Origin of the sequence: Deferribacter autotrophicus, from assembly GCF_008362905.1 — a bacterium.
GTDB lineage: Bacteria > Chrysiogenota > Deferribacteres > Deferribacterales > Deferribacteraceae > Deferribacter > Deferribacter autotrophicus.
In genome coordinates this window covers 26,747-47,179 of record NZ_VFJB01000001.1, presented here as the reverse complement: position 1 = coordinate 47,179, position 20,433 = coordinate 26,747, and the positions used below count along the sequence as shown (strand labels likewise).

Here is a 20,433-nt window from a genome sequence, read left to right as displayed (position 1 = left end):
GAGTTTTTAATAGAAACTAATTATTTCTGGGGGGAAGTATGGCTGAAATTTTGGTTACTGGGGGAGCGGGATATATTGGTTCTCATGTGGTAAAACAGTTGATTGAAGAAACGGATCACAGGGTACATATTATTGACAATTTATCTACCGGTTTTATTGAAACAATAAAGAGGTTAGAAGAGATTGCAGCAGGAAAAAATAAGCAGATTAAATTTACAAAGCTTGATCTCTCTCATTGGGATAAAGTTGATAATTTTATTAAAGAGAATAATTTTGATGCAGTAATACATTTTGCGGCAGCACTAATTGTGCCTGAATCAGTGGAAAATCCATTAAAGTATTATCTTAACAATACAGCAAATACAGCTCACCTTATAAAATGTTGCGTGGAAAACAAGGTAAATAAATTTATATTCAGTTCCACCGCAGCAGTTTATGGTGAGCCAGACAAAAAATCTATCCCAATTGATGAAGATTGTCCTACAAATCCTATTAATCCTTATGGAATGAGCAAAAGAATGAGTGAAATAGTTTTAAAAGATGCAGCTAAAGCACATTCTAATTTTAATTATGTTATTTTGAGATATTTTAATGTGGCTGGTGCTGATCCATTGGGAAGAATTGGACAATCTACGAAAAATGCAACTCATCTAATCAAAGTAGCCGCAGAAACTGCTTTGGGTAAAAGAAAAAAAATGTATATTTTTGGTGATGATTATGAAACAAGGGATGGAACTTGTATCAGAGACTATATACATGTAGATGATCTTGCAAAATCACATCTTTTGGCATATGAATATTTAAAAAATGGTCACAGCAGTGATGTTTTTAACTGTGGATATGGTTATGGATTCACTGTAAAAGAGGTTATTGATACAATGAAGAAGGTGAGTGGCGTAGACTTTGATGTGGAAATTGTAGGAAGAAGAGCAGGGGATCCAGCAGAACTTGTGGCTGATAATAAGAAAATTAAAACAATTCTTAATTTTAAGCCAGTATACGATGATTTAGAATTTATTTGTAAAACTGCATTGGAGTGGGAAAAAAAATTGACTTAACATATGAGTTTTAATTAGTGAGTATTTAAAATTTATGATTAAAGGTATGATTGCAATATTTTAATTTATATGTAACCCTTAAAATTGTAAAATTAACAAGTTTATTATTTTTTATTTTAAGTATTGGAACTTATTTATATTACAGCTAATTTTTTTATAATTACGCTTATTTAAGCGGTAGATAAATATAGAAAGTGGTGCCTTTGTTGATTTCTGATTTCACAGCTATACAACCATTGTGATTTTTGATTATCCTGTAGGTCATAGCAAGCCCAAGCCCATTTCCTTTTTTCTTAGTAGTAAAAAAAGGGTCAAAAATTTTATTTATTATTTTTTCATCAATTCCTTTTCCTTCATCAGTTATTGAGATTTCAACATAATCTCCTTTTTCTAAAACACACTGGTGCAAGATTTGTTTGTTAGTAAATGAAAATTTTTTAACGTTAATATAAATGTTACCATTATCATTCATTGCTTCAATAGCGTTTATTAAAAGATTGCTTAAAACCTGGGTCAATTGAATTTCATCTGCCATAATTTTAATTTTTTCTTCGGGCAGTAAAAAATGTACTTTTACATGTTTACCAACTAGAATCAGTTTTGTCTTATTTTGGATAAAGCTATTTAAATCAATTTCTTTTTTTTGCAATATTTCATCTTTTGAAATGGACAGCATCTGTTTATTCAGCTTGTTAATATTCTGACAGATTTCTTCCATACTCTTAAGATAATTTATTTTTTCCTCATTTGATTCCTTTGTTTTTAAAACGTAGATATGCATTAATAATGCGTTTATCATGTTATTAAGATCATGAACTAATCCTGAAACTAATGTAGAAATCAATTCAAACTTTTCTTTCCTTATTATTTCAAATTCATAATTTTTTAAAAGGGTGAAATCCTTTCCATAAAAAATAAGTGCGTAAATTTCTCCAAAAATGTTTGTAACTGGAATTTTGTAAAAGCTAAAATATCTATTGTTGCCTTCGTTATCTTTTAACTTTATTTCTTTTATATTTATTTTACCGTTAAAATCATTTTTTAATAAATCAGAAGACTCTTTATAATCTAACAACGAAAATATGTTTATATTTTGCTTGTCTGGAGATAATTGAAAAAATTCATAAAAAAACTTGTTTGCAAGCAGTAAATTGCCTTGTTTGTCCGTATAAAAAATTAAATCATTTACCGAATTAATAATGTTTTGTAATATTTTTTCTTTTGACTCAATTTCAGAATAAAGTTTTTGTAATCCAGAATATCCTAAGTAGATCAGTGCTATAATTAATATTAGAGAAAAAATGGCATAGTATGAATATAATTGATATAGACAGTTTAAAATAAGTTTATAGTTTATCATTCCTACAATTTTGATATCATTACTTTCTTGTTTAATAAATTCATATATTTTACCATTAATTTCTAATAGGTTTTTGGAAATAAATTTAACTTTTGTTGTGAACGTTGAATTTAAAAGTGCATTTTTATAGTAGATGAGTAGTTCAGGATCAATTTCTGATGTATATAATTGAGTTATTTTAAGTTTTTTTATTAAAATCACTATATTTTGAACATTGTTATTTAGTATATGTTTGTTTATTGCAGCTATATAAATGTCGCCATTAGAATTAAACAAAAAATAATCTCGGATATTGTCTTTTAATGAATTGATAATATTATCTTGCATAATATTATCAATAATTTTTGGATTCCCTGAATAAATAAAATTTTTATTTCTCAGAGAAATTGAACCAATAAAATCGAGTTTAAATAGATGCCTTGTTTTTATCAATTCTTTCAAATTAAAGTTATTACTATTACTATTACTATTACTAATAAGCATTTTAGATATTGAGAATAAGGTTTCTTTTTCTTTCTCAATTAATGAAAAAGTATTTAATATTTTTAACCGTAGTTTTTCTTTTTCTTTTGTTTTAAAATTATTTAGTTCATGATTTATTAGTGAAATAAAACCAATTGTGAACAGTAAATAAATGGTAATATACAAAAAATAGTAAATTTTTACATCTTTAATCTTTGTGAGGTATTTGATGTAATAGTATGTAAATATAAAAATAAGTAAGAATTGAGGGGCAAGATAATATATCGATGGATTTATATTAAATAAGGCATCCAAAAATACATAAGCAGGTAACAGTAAAACAAATTTAAATTTTCTTTTAAGAGCGTAATTTCTTGGTAAATATATTTGTAAAATTACAAAAACAATAAGAGAAATAGATAAATAAATTTTTGATTTGAAATATAAAAATGGTGGCAGAAAAACAAGCATAAGAAGGTAAAGAAAACATAGTTTTTCATTCACACTATTTTTCTGATAAATAAATAATACTATAGAAAGTATAACTATCGATAAAATAACTATGAAATAGTAACGTTCAAAAATCGGAGAGATGAAAAATGCAAATTTGTATAAAGCAAATCCGATACATAGAAGTAGAAAGTAGTAGCGATTTACAGTTTTATCAAATATTAAAATATCGTATCTTGTGAAAAATAGTTGTATAAAACCTAAAAACAAAAGCAAGCTAATATTAATTAATAATAAAATAGGGTAGACTGTATTGCCAGCAACTATTGAATTGATAAACATCAATAAAACTTATCCACAATATTTATTAGCTCATTATTAAAGTTTATTTTTAATTGCTCCATTCTTTTTTTGTTTATGACAATTTCATAATCATAGGATTCTTCGATTTTAATTTTTCTAATATCTTCACCATTCAATATCTTAACGGCTTTTTCTCCAGCTTTTTTCCCCATTTTGTAAAAATCAACAGTAACTCCTCCAAAAAAACCTGCTTTTGTAAATTCTTTATTTACTCCAATATCGATTATATTAATTTGATTAGTTAAAATTGGTATTAGTCTGTTTATGCTCAAAATCTCATTTTCAATTGGGTCTACAATAGACATTGTTAGAGGTATATAAGCATCAAAATGTCCACTATTTATTTTGTAAATAGCATTTTTTAGATCAAAAGTCGTTTCTACTGGTAAAAACGCGGTATGGTTGATGAACTCAGAGTTTGCAAGCTCTTCTTGTACCTGTTTTCCTAAGATATTTCCAATAAAATCTGTGGAGTATAAAACTGCTACTTTTGGCACTTTGTTATATATAAGATATAAAAATTCAAATTGGTTTTCTATAAAAAGACGCTCATGAACACCAGTGATATTTTTGGTTGGTAAAAATGTTGTTGGGTCAAAAAAGTTTAATTCCTTGTTGTAGTCCATTAGACTTTTATTAATACCGGAAAAAACCAATTTCAGTGTATTGTCAAACAACAATGTTTTTGCAAAGAAATTAAAAGCTAAATCATCAAGTGTAATGATGAGTGCTGGATGCTCTTTTTTTATCTTGCTGTTAATTTGTGCAGTTAGTTTTTTTACTGTTTCTGTTTTTTTATTTTTAGAATCTAAATAAAATGATTTGATATTGTATTTTTCTAATACCCCTGAAAACTCAAGACTATTTATTACACCATCATATTGTGGTTTCCCACACAGGTCATTTTTATTATAGCTGGCAATAATATAAATAAGGTTTTGTGCAAAAGAAAAATTAAATAGAGATAAAAGTAAAATCAAGGATAATAACAGCTTGTGTATTTGATTCATGCCAATATTAATAGCTATTACATGTTTATTAATCAAGCGATTTTTATTAGGTTTAAAAGGTTAAATATAATTTGACTTTTTTAAGTGATTGGATTAAATATTTTCTGTTATGAATTTTTTGATGGGAAATGAATTAATTGCAATTGGCGCTTATCACTCTGGAGTTACTTCCGCCTATGCTTATCCTGGCACACCATCTAGTGAGATTTTAGAAGCCTATTCTCATTATGCAAAAGGGTGTTATTCTCAATGGTCAATTAATGAGAAAATCGCTTTTGAGCTAGCAGCTGCTGAAGCTATCTCTGGGAAATTTGCTATGTGTAGTATGAAGCAAGTTGGATTAAACGTAGCTGCAGATCCCCTTTTTTCTGTTGCTTATACTGGAGTGAAAGGTGCTTTAATAATTGTGTCTGCTGATGATCCTGGTCCTTACAGTTCTCAAACAGAGCAAGATAGCAGGATGTATGCCTTTTCTGCTAAAATACCTGTTTTTGACCCTATAAACCCTGTTGATGCATATGAACTGACGAAGAAAGGGGTAGAATTATCTCATAAATTTGAAATTCCTGTAATGATAAGACCTGTGATGAGGGTATGCCATTCAAGGCAATCATTCGATATTCAGGTAGAGAAAAGTGAATACAACTATGGTAATTTTGAAAAAGATGTTTCGAGATGGGCCGCAACTCCAAAATACCGTAAGGTGTTGCATGCAAAACTTAATGAAAAACTTGAGATAATATCATCAACTTATTATCAAAATTATAAAATTAATAGAAAAAATAAATTTGCTGTTGTTGGCTCAGGTTACTCTTTTGCTATTGTAATGGATATTGTAAAAGAGAAGAAATTAGATATTGACTTATATAAATTTGATATGTCCTTTCCATTGCCTGCAGCTCTTCTTGATGAGCTAATTAATAGATATGAAAAAATCCTTGTAATTGAGGAAACTCAACCATTGATTGAAATTCAGTTTGCTAGAAAGGATAAGATATTTGGAAGATTGAATGATTTTATTACAAAAATGGGTGAGTTGACCTATGATTATTTAACAGAGAAACTTTTTAACTTTATTGGTAAAGAATTTAAAATAAATAAAAATCAGGATTTTAAAGCAAAAGGGGTAAAACCAAGACTTTGCCCGGGTTGTGGTCACAGACCTGCCTTTTATGCAATTAAGAAAGTTGCTAAAAATAAAGGGATTTTCCCTGGAGATATAGGTTGCTATACCCTCGGTGTTAATCTTGATGCTGTTGATACATGTATATGTATGGGGGCTTCTGTTACTTTTGCGGAAGGGCTTTCAAGAAGCAATCCTGAGAAGACAATTATTGCCACAATTGGCGATTCTACTTTTTTTCACACAGGGATACCAGCTTTGATAAATGCTGTTATTAATGATGCCAAATTTGTGCTGTGTATTCTAGATAATGAAACTACTGCCATGACGGGATTTCAACCGGTTCCTCATGAATCAGGAAAAATAAAGATAGAAAAGGTAGTAGAAGGGATTGGGATTGAATTCTGCAAAGTAGTAGATCCATACAAATTTGAAGAAGGGATAAAAGTATTAGAGGAAGCTGTCAGTTTTGTTGAGAGCAATAGGAAGCCTGCTGTTGTAGTTTACAGACATCCATGTGTGACAAAGATAAAGTACCGTAAAAAAAACGATGTAGTGATTACTGATGACTGTAGAAATTGCCGAATATGCTATGAAAAATTCGAATGTCCTGCAATTTTTGAAAACAAATTAAAAAATAAAGCGGAAATAGATAGGCTAATTTGTGTGAATTGTGGCGTTTGCATATCAGTTTGTCCGTTTAATGCAATTGTTAGAAATAGTGAGTAGGATGTAAGGACTTGGTGTTGAGTGTTTTAATGAGGAGTAAAAATTGAAAGGGGTTATCTGCGGTAAAGGTGGGCAGGGTGTTATCACTTTGAATAGGCAGATAGGAACTGTTTTATCAAATTTTGGAGAAAAGATTATTTCAGCTGAGACCCATGGTATGGCAATGCGCGGTGGAAGTGTGAGTACATTTCTAAAAGTGGGGGATTTTTACTCTGCAAACTTTGGGAGTGAAGAGGCTGATTTTATTATTTCAACAGATAAGGATGAGTTTTTCTCGAATTTACAATTTTTAAAATCAGATGGAGTGGCGATTATTAATTCTAATGAGAAGATAGAATATAGTAATGCAAATATTGTTACTGTTGATGCTACTAATCTTTCATTAAAACTTTTTAGTAATCCAAAATATACTAACTGGTTTTTATTTTTTATTTTTTTTAAAGTTTTTCGTGAAAGGTTTGAGTTTGATAATATAGTTAAAATTGTTATAAATTATAAAATGCTTATTAATGATATTTTGGAAAAGGTTTTAAAGGAGATATGATTATGCTTAGTGATAGACAGCTTGAATTATTAAATAAAACTCTGCATCACATTAAGAAAAATAACTCTTTTTACTATGAAAGACTTCGTTTTGATGGAGAAATCAAAAGTTATGATGATATGTTAAAGCTTCCTTTTTTGACAAAGGATGATTTGCGGCAAGGGTATCCTTTCGGTTTTGCCTGTGCTGATAAAAAAGATTTTATGCGTATGCATATGAGCAGCGGGACAACTGGCACTCCAATAATAAATCCTATGACAGAAAATGATATCAATCAATGGGCTGAGATAATGGCAAGGTGTTACAAAACTGCCACTGTGACAAAAGAAGATATTATTCAAATAACCCCTTCGTTTGGACTTTTTAATGGCGGTTTTGGTTTTCATTATGGAGCTGAAAGAATTAAGGCTTTCGTGATTCCTGTGGGGCCTGGCAGGTCTTTTTTACAGCTTAAATTTATGAAAGATTTAGGGACTACTGTTTTATGTTCTATTGCGTCATACCCCCTCAGGCTTATTGAAATTGCAGAGGAAGAAGGTTTTGATTTTAAAAAGGATAGTTATTTAAGAGTTGGTATTTTTGGTGCTGAGGTTTGGTCTGATGAAATGCGTAGAAGAATTGAGTATATTATGGGCATAGAAACCTTTGATATTATAGGTATGACTGAAACAGGTGGTGTAGGACTTGGTATAGATTGTAAAGAGCACAATGGTATACATGTGTGGGATGATCACTATATAATTGAGATAATAGATCCAGAAACAGGTGAACCAGTGAATGATGGGGAAGAGGGTGAAATGGTGATTACCACTCTTACAAGAGAAGGTTTACCATTAATAAGGTACAGGACAAGGGATATCACAAAAGTTGTAAGCAGGGAAAAATGTAATTGTGGGCTTCATACTATCAAGGTGGATAGAATCAAAGGTCGTACTGATGATATGTTAAAGATTAAAGGGGTAAACTTTTATCCTTCCCAAATAGAATCTATCCTTTTGCAGTTTAATGAGCTTTCAATGGAGTATCTTATTATTTTAGAAGATAAAAAAGGGAAAGATGATGTTACACTTCTTGTGGAAAAGGAAAATGGTGCAGATGATGAAGTATTTGACAAAGTTTATACAAAGTTATATGATTTTTTAGGTTTCCATCTTAATCTCAAGCTTGTGGAAAAAGGTACCATTGAAAGAAGCCAGGGGAAAGCCAGAAGAGTTCTTGATAAAAGAGAAAAAACAAACTGACACAAATTTTAATCTGTTTAACTGGAGTCACCCCATTTTTTGGAGACTGTTTTGAATTATAATTATATATCAATAAATTATGTTGAATTGTTTGTGGGAAAACATTTTTCTCATCGTATATTAGAAATATGGAATAAACAATTAACAAAGAGTTAAAAAAAGGTTATGTAATGTATGGAGCACTGAAGGTGAACAAGGACATTTTTCTCATTGGTTGTAAGAAACCGTTGAGAATGTTGTCCCCACCTTCAGCTTTCCAAATACTGGACGGAACATTAGGCTACGAGCCTGTATTATGTTGCGATGATAGTATAAAGGGAAGCAAAGCTCAAGAAAAAATATAGGAGACATTATAAAATGAGAAGATTTGAAAATGTGGTAGGTATTGATGTATCAAAGTCGACATTGTCAATAAGTTTTTATGATGGATCTACGCACAAGTATTACGAGACGAGCAATAGTGTAAGATCTTTTACTAAAGATTTTCTTAAGAAAGTAAAAGGAGTAGATTGGTCGAAAGTACTTTTTATGATGGAAAGTACAGGAGTATATCATTTAAAATTAGCCACCCATTTGAGTAGGGAGTTAGGTTACGAAGTAAGTGTAGCTAATCCGATGTCAATAAAGAAATATTCAGATATGAATTTAAGGAAGGCAAAGACAGACAAATCGGATTCCAAATTGATAGCGGAATATGGGCTGGAATATGGTTATAAATGGAGATTTAAACCTAAGGATGAATTATATTATGAGATAGATAGTCGTTTAAAAGCAATAGAGGATTTTCAATCTCAGATAAATAGATTGAATAATCAGATAGAGGGATTTAGCCAATTGCCATATGAACAAGAAGAGGTTATATCGTGTTATAAAGATGTAATTTCCGCCTATAAGAGCAAGATTAAGAAATTGGAGCAGGAACTAGAGGTTTTGTTGAAAAGTCGTTATAGAGAGGAATATGAGTTAGTTATGAGTATTCCTGGAGTAGGTATGAAGTTAGCGTCGATAGTGTTGGGCAAATTGGAGTGTTTTCGTAATTTCAAGAGGGCGAAGGAGGTTGTTAGTTATATAGGTTTGTGTCCTTCTATTAGGGAATCTGGGACATCTGTAAGGGGAAGGGGACATATATCAAGGAGAGGAAATGCTTATATAAGGAAGATATTGTTTGTATGTTCATTGTCAGCGATACGGTATAATAAATTTTGTTCAAATTTGTATAGAAGGCTTTTATCATCAGGTAAAGCGAAGAAATTGGCGATAATAGCAGTAGCGAATAAATTGATAAGGCAAATATTTGGTGTATTAAAAAACGGTAGGCCATATGATCCAGAATATTTAAAAAATTTAACAGAGGTTACAGAAAATGGTTGACAATTAACACGGAACATTCTCACAAAACGTCCAGTTTTGTTCCGAGGCAAGTTCCTCTAAAACCGCCATCCATGGCGGTTTTATGGGAACTTGAACCCGAAAAATGTTTTCCCACAAACTCATTAAAAAAAGTTTTGCAAAAAATTGGGTGACGCCAGCTGTTTAAAGCTTGTCAAAAATTTCATTGTGTATTATAAGTTCGCATGCTTAAGTATCTTGTTTTTCTGATAATAGGTATAATCACCGGTTATATAGTGAAAAAAGAAGATGTTGTAAAATTCCAAAAATATCTACTTTCTTTTAGTGTTTTAGTATTGCTTTTTTTTATGGGAGTAGGTATAGGAAAAGATCCTGGTTTAAAACAGAAGATCGTAATGTTTGGTTATTCTTCATTGATTATAAGTTTGTTAACAGTTTTTTTTAGTATTCTTGTGGTAGGTATAATGATGAAGGTGTTTCGTAAAAAATGATTTTCTTAATGATACTTTCTGTGATTGCTGGTATTTTGACGGCTCAGTTTGGATTATTACCTGATTTTTTTGTGATGCATTCTGATAGAATAACTGATTATGCCCTATACTTGTTGTTGTTTTTAATAGGTTATGGTATAGGGAGGGATAAAGAATCATTGATAAAGTTGTTTACAGCTGATAGATATGCTTTTTTGGTTCCTATCGGAACGATTATAGGGACATTGTTTGGTGGATATGTAGCATCGTTTTTTTTGAATTTGACAATAAGAGATAGTCTTGCTATTTCTGCAGGGTTTGGATGGTATTCTCTATCAGCTGTAATAATAGCAAAGCTGAAAAGTGCTGACCTTGGCTCTATCGCTTTTTTATCCAATGTGGCAAGGGAGTTGATTAGTATAATATTGGTACCGTTTCTTGCAAGATACGCTGGCCCGTATGTTTCTATAGCACCTGGGGGTGCTACAACTATGGATACTACACTCCCTATTATAGAAAAATATGCTGGTGAGAGTGCAGCAGTTGTTGCGTTTATTAATGGTTTTATCTTGAGTGCTCTTGTTCCTGTGCTTGTGCCGTTTATTTTAAAATTTTAATTGCAAAAAATTGTTTTTATGACTAAATGAATGCGTTTTCCAAATTTTTGGGGTAATATATTTATATGAATAGAGGTGTTAAGATGGATTATGGAATAAAAATTTGGGGAAATTACGATTATTTAATAGAGGATGGGAAAGTTGTTATTAATGAAGGGAATAGACCTGCGTTGATTGATATTGTTAAAGATGTCAGAGAGCAGGGATTTAAAGGTCCTGTGCTTTTTAGATTCCCTCATATTATGAAAAAGCATGTAAATGCTCTTTTTAATAAATTTAATAAATATATAAAAGATTATGAATACGGTGGCACATTTTATTCTGTTTTTCCGTTGAAAGTGAATCAGTACCCTAATTTTGTTACATATCTGATGAAGCAGACAAAAGGGAAACGCTATGGACTTGAGGCAGGGAGTAAGCCTGAACTGATTATAGCTATGAGTTACGTAAATGAAGGAACTCCTATTGTTGTTAATGGGTTTAAAGATAAAGAGATGATCTCCCTTGGTTTTATCTCTGCTAAAATGGGACAAAATATTACTTTGACAATCGAAGGATTGAATGAACTTGAAACTATTTTAGAAGTTGCAAAAGAAATGGGAGAACCTTATCCTAATATAGGCCTAAGAATCAAACTACACAGCTCTGGGATAGGTATTTGGGCTAAAAGTGGTGGTATAAATTCCAAGTTTGGTTTGACTTCAGTGGAACTAGTAGAGGCTCTGAAGCTTTTAAAAGATTCTAAAATGATTGATTATTTAACAATGATACATTTTCATATTGGTTCACAGATAAGTGAAATTTCGCCTGTAAAAAAAGCATTGAGAGAGGCTGGAAATATTTATGCAGAACTTTATAAAATGGGTGCAAAAAGTTTAAAGAGAATTGATATTGGTGGTGGACTTGCTGTTGAATACAGTCAGCATAAGTTACAGCATTCTATTAATTATACCCTAGATGAATATGCCAGCGACGTAGTGTTTTTGCTTAAAATGATAGCAAACAATAAGAACGTACCAGAACCAGATATTTTTATTGAAGCAGGTAGGTTTGTGGCTGCAAGTCACGCTGTTCTTATTGTGCCTGTTTTAGAGCTATTTTCCCAAGAATATAATGAGCAGAAGCTTTGTTTAAAAGAGGTTAATCCTCCACTGATAGAAGAGTTATATGAACTTTATAATACTATCAATGAAAAAAATGCTATAGAATATTTACATGATAGTCTTGACCATATGGAGTCCCTTTTAACCCTTTTTGACCTTGGATATATCGATTTAATTGATAGAAGCAATACAGAGGTGCTTGTTCATTTAATTATTCGAAAGGCAATAAACTTTCTTAAAAATAAAAATCTATCTGAATTGAGAGATATACAAGATATGATCCAGGAAAGGTATCTTTTGAATTTTTCAATTTTTCAAAGTCTACCAGATTACTGGGGGTTGGGGCAAACTTTCCCTGTAATGCCTCTTGATAAACTAGATATAACTCCTACGAGGTCAGCAAGTCTTTGGGACATAACGTGTGATAGTGACGGGGAGATAGCTTTTGATAGCACTAAGCCATTGTTTTTGCATGATGTTGATCTGAAAAAAGAGGACTACTTTTTAGGATTTTTCCTTGTTGGTGCTTATCAGGAAACCCTTGGAATGGAGCACAACCTTTTTACTCATCCAACAGAGTTTGTAGTCACTTTTGATGAAGAAGGGAATTATGTCCTTAATGATGTAATTGAAGCTCAAAATATTTTGGATATACTGGATGACCTAGATTATGATGTGAAAGACATTGAAAGAAGATTAAAACAAAGAATAGAAGATTCTGAGTTAATCCCTGATGATGAGAAAAAAGAGGTTATAGGTAGTTTGTATTTAGTTCTTAGTGAAAATAGTTATTTAAAAACAGTAGCAGGTTCAAGGAATTAGCGATAAAAATTAAAGAAGAGGTGTATTATGGGTAAAGTGTTAATTATTGGCGCTGGTGGCGTCGGTAATGTGGTGGCAAAGAAATGTGCACAGAATCCTGAGGTATTTCATGAGATTTGCCTTGCGAGTAGAACCAAGGAAAAATGCGATAAAATAGCTGAAGATATTAAAAAACAGTACGGAATTGAAATCAAAACTGCAAAAGTAGACGCTGATAAGACTGAAGAAGTGGTGGCTTTGATAAAAGATTTTGAGCCTGATATTGTGATAAATGTGGCGCTGCCATATCAAGATTTAACTATAATGGATGCATGTCTTGAAACAGGTGTTCACTATCTTGATACAGCTAATTATGAGCCAAAGGATAATCCAAAGTTTGAATACAAATGGCAATGGGCTTATCAGGATAGATATAAAGAAGCAGGTATTATGGCTGTTCTTGGTTGTGGTTTTGATCCAGGTGTAACAAATGTTTTTTGCGCTTACGCACAAAAACATTTTTATGATGAAATAAAAACCATTGATATACTTGATTGTAATGCTGGTGTTCATGGACACCCTTTTGCTACAAATTTTAATCCTGAAATCAATATTAGGGAAGTTACTCAGGTTGTAAGACATTGGAGAAATGGGGAATGGGTAGAAACCCCACCCATTTTAGAAGAAGATAGTATTCATTTTACTTTTAATTACCCAGAAGTGGGTCCACGAGAAAGCTATTTACTTTATCATGAAGAGATGGAGTCGCTTGTAAAACATATTAAAGGGCTTGAAAGGATAAGGTTTTGGATGACATTTTCTGATGAGTATCTTACTCATTTGAGGGTTTTAAAAAATGTTGGTATGACAAGAATAGATGAAGTGGAGTATGAAGGGTGCAAAGTTGTTCCTTTGAAATTTTTGAAGAAATTGCTTCCTGATCCATCTGAACTTGGGATAAGTTATAAGGGTAAGACTGTTATTGGTTGTATTTTTGATGGGATTAAGGATGGAAATAGATTTAAAAAATATATTTATAATGTTTGTGATCATGCTGAAGCTTACAAAGAAGTGCAGGCTCAGGCGGTGTCATATACTACTGGTGTTCCAGCAATGATTGGAGCAATGCTTGTCCTAAAAGGGGTATGGGCAGGAAAAGGTGTTTTTAATGTGGAGCAACTTGATCCAGATCCTTTTATGGATGCATTGATTAAATATGGTTTACCATGGAAAGTAGAAGACTTTGATGGTGAATTACCGGAGTTTTAAATTGAAAGAATTACATAAAGAAGCGCTGAAATTTTTTCCAAAGGAAATAACAGATTTGGTTGATACACCATGTTATTTGATTAGTGAGGATATTATTGAAAAAAATTGTAGAATTCTGGATGATGTTCAAAAAAGGACAGGGGCAAAGATACTGCTTGCTCAGAAAGCGTACTCTTTGCCCATCACTTATCCTTTAATATCAAGGTATTTACATGGTGTGTGTGCAAGTGGGCTCTGGGAGGCACGACTTGGATGTGAAGAGTTTAAAAAGGAAGTGCATACCTATGCTCCTGCTTTTGAAGAAGGGGAGATAGATGAAATAATCGATTACTCATCTGTAGTGATTTTCAACTCTATTAATCAACTGAAAAAATATGGAGAAAGGGTTAAAGATCGAGGAAAACAGGTAGGGCTCAGGGTTAATCCTGGTTATTCTGAAGTAGAGATTGATTTATACAACCCTTGTATTCCCGGTTCAAGATTTGGAGTAAATCCAGAAGATATAAAAGATATTGATCTTGAAATTGTCGATGGTTTTCATTTTCACGCTTTATGTGAACAAAATGCAGATGTGTTGGTGCGTGTTTTGAATAGTTTTGAGAAAAGATTTAGTAAATATATTAACAAATTAAAATGGGTTAATTTTGGTGGTGGACATCATATAACAAGAAAAGATTATGATGTTGAGTTGCTCTGCAATACTATTAATTCTTTCAGAGACAGGTATAATAATATTGAAGTGTATCTTGAGCCTGGTGAGGCTGTAGTATTGCATGCTGGTGTTTTTGTTACACAGGTTTTAGATATTATTAATAATGGTGTGGATATCGCTATTGTTGATTCTTCTGCTGAAACTCATACTCCAGATGTTTTAGCAATGCCTTATAGGCCTGAGATTATTGAAAGTGGTAAGTGGGATGAGTATAAATATAATTATAGGATTGGTGGATGTTCCTGTCTTGCAGGCGATTTTTTTGGGGAATACTCTTTTGAAAGACCATTAAAAATTGGGGATAGACTTGTTATGCTTGATATGGCGTTGTATTCCTTTGTTAAAAATAATACATTCAATGGTGTTAAATTACCTTCCATTATAGTCTTCAATAAAAATGATGGGATAAAATGGCAGAAAAAATTTGATTATGCTGATTTTATTACAAGAATAAAATAAATAATAGTTGAAGAACGTTAAGAATTTATATATAATTGGGTAAAGTGAGGTAATGATTTTAGAAAGAAAATTCATTGAGGGGTTGATTGATGAGCAAGAAGATTAATATTCAGGATGTTTTTTTGAACTACGTGAGAAAAAAAAGGATGCCAGTTACTGTTTATTTAATTAATGGTGTTAAGCTTGAGGGATTGATTAAAGGTTTTGACAACTTTGTGATTGTTTTAAAAGATGATTCTCAAAAGATGATTTATAAGCATGCTATTTCCACTATTTCACCTTCTGAAGAAATTGATGAGATTGAAATGGTATAAATGGTTTATGGTGGAGGCGTTAGAAAGCCTCAGAAAGTAGTTTTTTTTAATGCAATACTAATCGATGTAAAATATGAAAATATAATAGACGATTATTTAAATTCCATTTTTGGCTCGCCGAAAATAGTATCAGAAAAATTCAGCTTTTCGCATACATCTTATTATGAAAAAGAAATGGGTAATAATTTGGTGAAATATTTTGCTTGTTATGATATAATTGATTATCCTGATAAGTTAGTTAATTATAAAAGGATTGCAGTGGATATAGAAGATTTTTTTAAAGAAAATGGTAAACGTAAAGTGAACATTGACCCAGGTTATGTAGCAATGGAAAAAGTGGTAGCTGCTAGCACAAAGAATTTTACCCATAGAATTTACCTTGGTGAATCTATTTATGCTGATTTACAGCTTTATAGGAAAAAGAAAAGTTATGTAGCATTGCCTTGGACTTTTTATGATTATCAAACAAGTAATGCATTAATTTTTTTTGAAAAGTGTAGAATTTTTTTGGAGGAAAAACTCAATGCCAATTAATCTAAACGACTTTTATGATATGATTGTAACTGAGATTATAAATATATTGAAAAAGATTAAAGATAATAATGAGGATTTGTCTATAAATACTATAAAAAAATATTTGCTACAAAATGAGAGGTTAACAGATTTTTTTAATAAAAATATATGTATTGTAGGGGTTGAAGCTTATAAAAGTCAAATAAGTAAATTGATTAAAAAAGTGGAAGATATATTACCAAAAGATTTTATAGAAAATTTTGAAGAGAATATAAAAAATACAAATGATATTTGCAAATTAAATGATATATTAATAGATATTTTAAGTTATCTTATTAATTTTCTGATTAGAGTAATCAATACTTTTAATAAGAGCTGGGATCTTCTAAAAGAAATTTTAAAATATATGGAAATCTCAAATGAAAAACTTTTTAAAGTTCTTGAAAGCAGTAGAGAAATATTTATAGAAGAGATTAGGAACAATAATGAACTAACAAATAATTTAGAAGAGCTTGAAAAAGAAACAAAGCTTGAAAATGATATTGAGAAACTAAAAAATAAATTAATTTCAAAATTAAATGAAATTAAAACTAATTTGAGAGAAAAAGAAAATATAAGAAAAGAAAAATTTAATAAATTTGATTCAGACGTAAAAAAGATAAAAAATGATTTGGAAAAGTATAGAAAGCAGGTAAACCAACTTCAGGAAAGTATAAAAAGATATAAAAAAGAAGCTGTAGTTGATCTTCTAACAAATGTTTACAATAGGAACTTTTTAGATAGAAAATTAGCTGAAGAGTTTGAAAAGTTTCATAGGTATAAGTCTCCATTATCGGTGATTATGCTTGATGTTGATGACTTCAAAGCTGTTAACGATAATTATGGACATCAAATTGGAGACCAAGTACTTAAATATTTTGCAAATGTTATTAAAAACAATATTAGAAAAGTTGATATTCCTTTTAGGTATGGTGGGGAAGAATTTTTTATAGTCTTACCTCATACCAGAAAGGAACAGGCTAAAGTTGTAGCTAATAGAATACTGAAAGAGTTAAACGAAACTGTTTTTAAAGTAAAAGGTGATAGACTTAAAATTACAGCAAGTATTGGTGTAACTGAAGCTAAAGAAAATGATAGTGTAGAAACTTTGATTAAAAGAGTTGATGATTTACTGCTTAAAGCGAAGAAGGAAGGGAAGAATAGGATCATAAGTGGTTGAGTCCAAGCTCGATTCTTTGATTAGTTACTTTAGTAATAAAGATGCTAACAACTTGAGTGAAAAAGATAAATTGCTGCTTTTAAAAACGTTAAAATTACCAAAAAATGAATTATTACTTAGACTTTATGAGAAATTAAAATTTATCTCTACAATTGAAAGAGAGCTTTACTTAAAAAAATCAACTAAGGAGCAGATAGATTTGATGTTATCAAAATCAATTCCCATAGATTTCAGACGACTACATATAATAATCTATTTGCTGGTTAAAAATTATTCAGAATTTATAAAGAATGTTTGTGCGTTTTTACGAGATTTATCTTTTGAGCAAAAGAAGGAAATTTTAAGCAGTATTCTTTTTGATGAAAAAGAAATAAAAGTGTTGGCTCTTTATTTAAAAGATGATTCTGACTTTATTAGAGCATTAATAGAGAAGAATAAAATTACACCAGAAACTTTTAAAATATTATCTCAGTCACAAGAACCTGAATCCTTATTTTTCTTGTCAAATTTAAATGTGTTATTAAGGGAAAATCCTGAACTTATTGATTTACTTTTAACTAATCCTTTTACCCCAGATGAATCTGTAGTGAAGTTAAAATACCTAAAATATGAAATAGAAGAGCTTGAAAGACTGAAAGAAGAAGATTTAAAAGAAAAAGAGGAAAATGAAAAAGATGAAATAAAAGAAAAAGATGAATCTTTGAAAGTTCAAGAGTTACCTGAAAGTTTTGAACGGGAATTAGAGGAAAAGGTTGACGAGAATCTTTATGCAAAAGTTTTGAGGATGAGTGTTCCGGAAAAGATTAAATTAGCTTTAAAAGGTAATAAGAGTGCAAGGAACATACTGATAAAGGACGCAAATAAACAGGTATCATTAAGTGTTTTAAAAAATCCTAGAATAACCGAGGATGAAATTGATTTTATAACTAAAAATAAAGTTACTCCTGATCATGTGTTAAGAGAAATTGCCAGAAATAGCAACTGGGTAAGAAATTATCAGATTGTTAGGAATCTTGCTTTCAACCCCAAGACACCAATAGATATTGGATTGCATCTTTTGAGTAGGTTGTATGTAAAAGATCTTGAAAATTTATCTAAGTCAAGGGAAGTATCAAGCGTTATCAAATCTCAAGCTTATAGATTATTTAAACTGAAGCAGAAAAAATGATCAGACATACTTTAATTTTAATTGCATTAATAATTTTTTTGTTGGTATATCTGGTTTTTGGTGATTATGGTCTCGTTGAGTATTTTAAACTTGTTAAAATAAAGAACCGTTATGAGCAGCAACTAACTAGGATGGATAAAAAAATTTATGAGCTTCAAAGAGAACTAGAGTTTTTAAAAAAAGATAAAAAGTACTTAGAGATGATTATTAGAAAAGAGTTAAATTTGAAGCGGCCTAATGAAGATTTATTCATTATTAAAAAAGATAATAATGAAAAAAAATGAAGAAATTTACAGTATCAGAATTAACTAAAAGCATAAAAAGGCTACTCGAAGGGAATTTTCCTTCCTCGATAAATGTAGTGGGGGAAGTGTCTAATTATTCAGTCTCAACACTAGGTCATTGTTATTTTACCTTGAAGGATGAAAATGCTCAAATCAAATGTGTATTTTTTAAGAGATACAGGCTGTTAAATAGTGATTATGAGCCTAAAAATGGTGATAAAGTTATTGTAACAGGTGATTTAACAGTTTATGAAAAGGATGGGAACTATCAGCTTTTGGTAAAAAAGATTGAGTATGATTCTGTAGGTGATTTCTATAAAAAGTTTGAAGAGACTAAAAGGAAACTGGAAAAAGAGGGGTTGTTTGATACTGAAAATAAAAAAGAGATACCTTTTTTTGTTAAGAAAGTTGCTGTAGTAACTTCACCTTCAGGGGCCGCAATTAAAGATTTCATTAGAACGTTAAGAAAAAATGGTGCAAATATTGATGTGGATTTATGGCCTGCTCCTGTTCAGGGGGATGATGCAATACCTGTAATAATAAATCAACTTTCTTTTTTAAACCAGTTTACGCACCTTTATGATGTGGTTGTTTTAATGCGTGGTGGTGGCTCATTGGAAGACCTTTCTATATTCAATGATGAATTTTTGGCTAGGGCATTTTATGCTTGCAACATCCCAACAATTTCAGCAATAGGTCATGAAAGAGATTTTACAATATGTGATTTTGTTGCTGATTTGAGGGTAGCAACTCCCACAGCAGCAGCGGAGAAATTATCAGAATATTATATTACCATAGGTGACAGAATTGATAATCTTGAAAGGCGTTTGGTTAAAGAGTTTGAGCATAATTTGATTATGAAATATCAGTATTTGGATACCTTAGAAGCAAAACTTCTCAAGAATTCACCTGTAAATAAGATTAGACAGAAAATTAAGGAATTAGAGTTTTATGAAAACAATATAATTTCTTTAATAAAGCATAAGCTTTCAGATATGGAGAAAATACTTAGTGGATTAATGCAAAAAATTATACCTTACAATCCTACATACAAGCTTGCACATCTTTACTCAACTATTGATAACTCATTGAAAATAATGACATCTATTTTAATGGCAAAAATGCAAAACAGTAAAGATAAAATTGATAATCTTATTAATGCATTAAGACTATTAAATCCAGAAAATATATTAGATAAAGGGTATGCTATTGTTATTAAAGAGAAAAAACCCGTTGGGTCTGTAAAAAATATTCATCTTGAAGATGAGCTTGAAATTAGAATGAAAGATGGTTATATTAGCAGTTTTGTAACAGGTAAAAAAACATGGAGGAAATGAATGGATAGAATTCCAATTACTAAAGAGGGATACGAAAAAATTAAAGCTGAGCTTGAAAGGCTTAAAAAAGTTGAAAGAAAAGAGGCCATTAAAGCTATTGAAGAAGCAAGAGGACATGGGGATTTAAGCGAAAATGCTGAATATGATGCTGCCAAGGAAAGGCAGGGAATGATTGAGGCAAAGATTGCTGAGCTTGAATCAAAAATGGCGCGTTTTGAAGTTATTGATACGAGCAAGCTTAAAGGGGATAAAGTTGTTTTTGGGGCAACCGTAAAAATTGAAAATTTAGATACAGGTGAAACAAAAACCTATAAAATTGTTGGGCCTGATGAAGCTGATATTTCTAAAGGGCACATCTCTATTTTATCCCCTATTGCAAGAGCTATGGTTGGTAAAAAAGTTGGTGACGAAGTAATTGTAAATGCTCCTGGCGGTGAGATTGAATACGAAATATTAGAGATTTCGTTTGATTAATTG

General features: G+C 30.9%; 19 protein-coding genes. 17 read left to right on the top strand and 2 right to left on the bottom strand.

Annotated features, from left to right (window positions below; all coding sequences use genetic code 11):
• Window positions 1-38: 38 nt before the first annotated feature.
• Window positions 39-1,058: a UDP-glucose 4-epimerase GalE gene (gene galE / locus FHQ18_RS00220; protein WP_149265158.1), complete on the top strand. Its 1,020-nt coding sequence runs from the start codon at window positions 39-41 to the stop codon at window positions 1,056-1,058.
• A 166-nt stretch (window positions 1,059-1,224) separates the two neighbouring features.
• Here the strand turns inward: galE and FHQ18_RS00215 are convergent, their stop codons facing one another.
• Together FHQ18_RS00215 and FHQ18_RS00210 are read right to left on the bottom strand one after the other, a co-directional pair.
• A complete protein-coding gene (locus FHQ18_RS00215; protein ID WP_149265157.1) occupies window positions 1,225-3,672 on the bottom strand; it encodes an ATP-binding protein in 2,448 nt (815 codons plus the stop codon).
• Window positions 3,672-4,703 (bottom strand): ABC transporter substrate-binding protein, encoded by a 1,032-nt coding sequence (locus tag FHQ18_RS00210; protein ID WP_149265156.1) that lies wholly within the window; start codon window positions 4,701-4,703, stop codon window positions 3,672-3,674. Before FHQ18_RS00210 ends, FHQ18_RS00215 begins: the two co-directional genes overlap by 1 nt.
• A gap of 109 nt (window positions 4,704-4,812) precedes the next feature.
• Here FHQ18_RS00210 and FHQ18_RS00205 point away from each other — a divergent pair, with 109 nt between their 5' ends.
• The 16 genes from FHQ18_RS00205 (at window position 4,813) to greA (ending at window position 20,430) form a co-directional block, all read left to right on the top strand.
• The gene (locus FHQ18_RS00205; RefSeq protein ID WP_149265155.1) at window positions 4,813-6,555 is read left to right on the top strand and encodes a thiamine pyrophosphate-dependent enzyme; all 1,743 of its coding nucleotides are present in this window, start codon (window positions 4,813-4,815) and stop codon (window positions 6,553-6,555) included.
• Window positions 6,556-6,598: 43 nt separating this feature from the next.
• On the top strand, window positions 6,599-7,099 hold the full coding sequence (locus FHQ18_RS00200) for a 2-oxoacid:ferredoxin oxidoreductase subunit gamma family protein (protein ID WP_149265154.1): 501 nt from the start codon (window positions 6,599-6,601) through the stop codon (window positions 7,097-7,099).
• Between the two features lie 2 nt (window positions 7,100-7,101).
• Window positions 7,102-8,340, top strand: coding sequence for a phenylacetate--CoA ligase family protein (locus tag FHQ18_RS00195; RefSeq protein WP_149265153.1), 1,239 nt, complete (start codon window positions 7,102-7,104; stop codon window positions 8,338-8,340).
• 357 nt (window positions 8,341-8,697) lie between these two features.
• Window positions 8,698-9,711 carry an IS110 family RNA-guided transposase gene (locus FHQ18_RS00190; protein WP_149265152.1) on the top strand — a complete coding sequence of 338 codons (1,014 nt, stop codon included), beginning with the start codon at window positions 8,698-8,700 and terminating at the stop codon, window positions 9,709-9,711.
• Between the two features lie 203 nt (window positions 9,712-9,914).
• Window positions 9,915-10,181, top strand: a complete 267-nt coding sequence (locus tag FHQ18_RS00185; protein ID WP_149265151.1) for a LysO family transporter — start codon at window positions 9,915-9,917, stop codon at window positions 10,179-10,181.
• Window positions 10,178-10,777: a LysO family transporter gene (locus FHQ18_RS00180; protein ID WP_149265150.1), complete on the top strand. Its 600-nt coding sequence runs from the start codon at window positions 10,178-10,180 to the stop codon at window positions 10,775-10,777. Before FHQ18_RS00185 ends, FHQ18_RS00180 begins: the two co-directional genes overlap by 4 nt.
• Window positions 10,778-10,842: 65 nt before the next feature.
• Entirely contained in the window at window positions 10,843-12,702 is a 1,860-nt protein-coding gene (gene speA, locus FHQ18_RS00175; RefSeq protein WP_246798607.1) for a biosynthetic arginine decarboxylase, read from the top strand.
• Between the two features lie 27 nt (window positions 12,703-12,729).
• Window positions 12,730-13,950, top strand: a complete 1,221-nt coding sequence (locus FHQ18_RS00170; RefSeq protein WP_149265149.1) for a saccharopine dehydrogenase family protein — start codon at window positions 12,730-12,732, stop codon at window positions 13,948-13,950.
• Window positions 13,928-15,121, top strand: coding sequence for a carboxynorspermidine decarboxylase (nspC, locus tag FHQ18_RS00165; protein WP_149265148.1), 1,194 nt, complete (start codon window positions 13,928-13,930; stop codon window positions 15,119-15,121). Before FHQ18_RS00170 ends, nspC begins: the two co-directional genes overlap by 23 nt.
• Before the next feature lie 89 nt (window positions 15,122-15,210).
• On the top strand, window positions 15,211-15,435 hold the full coding sequence (gene hfq / locus FHQ18_RS00160) for an RNA chaperone Hfq (RefSeq protein ID WP_149265147.1): 225 nt from the start codon (window positions 15,211-15,213) through the stop codon (window positions 15,433-15,435).
• Entirely contained in the window at window positions 15,436-15,969 is a 534-nt protein-coding gene (locus tag FHQ18_RS00155) for a DUF4416 family protein (protein ID WP_149265146.1), read from the top strand.
• Window positions 15,959-17,167: a GGDEF domain-containing protein gene (locus FHQ18_RS00150; RefSeq protein WP_149265145.1), complete on the top strand. Its 1,209-nt coding sequence runs from the start codon at window positions 15,959-15,961 to the stop codon at window positions 17,165-17,167. The genes FHQ18_RS00155 and FHQ18_RS00150 overlap by 11 nt, the downstream gene beginning before the upstream one ends.
• Complete coding sequence (locus FHQ18_RS00145; protein ID WP_149265144.1) at window positions 17,160-18,335, top strand: hypothetical protein; 1,176 nt, start codon at window positions 17,160-17,162, stop codon at window positions 18,333-18,335. The genes FHQ18_RS00150 and FHQ18_RS00145 overlap by 8 nt, the downstream gene beginning before the upstream one ends.
• Entirely contained in the window at window positions 18,332-18,619 is a 288-nt protein-coding gene (locus tag FHQ18_RS00140) for an FtsB family cell division protein (RefSeq protein WP_149265143.1), read from the top strand. Before FHQ18_RS00145 ends, FHQ18_RS00140 begins: the two co-directional genes overlap by 4 nt.
• Entirely contained in the window at window positions 18,616-19,956 is a 1,341-nt protein-coding gene (gene xseA, locus FHQ18_RS00135; protein WP_149265142.1) for an exodeoxyribonuclease VII large subunit, read from the top strand. Before FHQ18_RS00140 ends, xseA begins: the two co-directional genes overlap by 4 nt.
• A complete protein-coding gene (gene greA / locus FHQ18_RS00130; RefSeq protein WP_149265141.1) occupies window positions 19,957-20,430 on the top strand; it encodes a transcription elongation factor GreA in 474 nt (157 codons plus the stop codon).
• The last annotated feature ends 3 nt before the right edge of the window (window positions 20,431-20,433 follow it).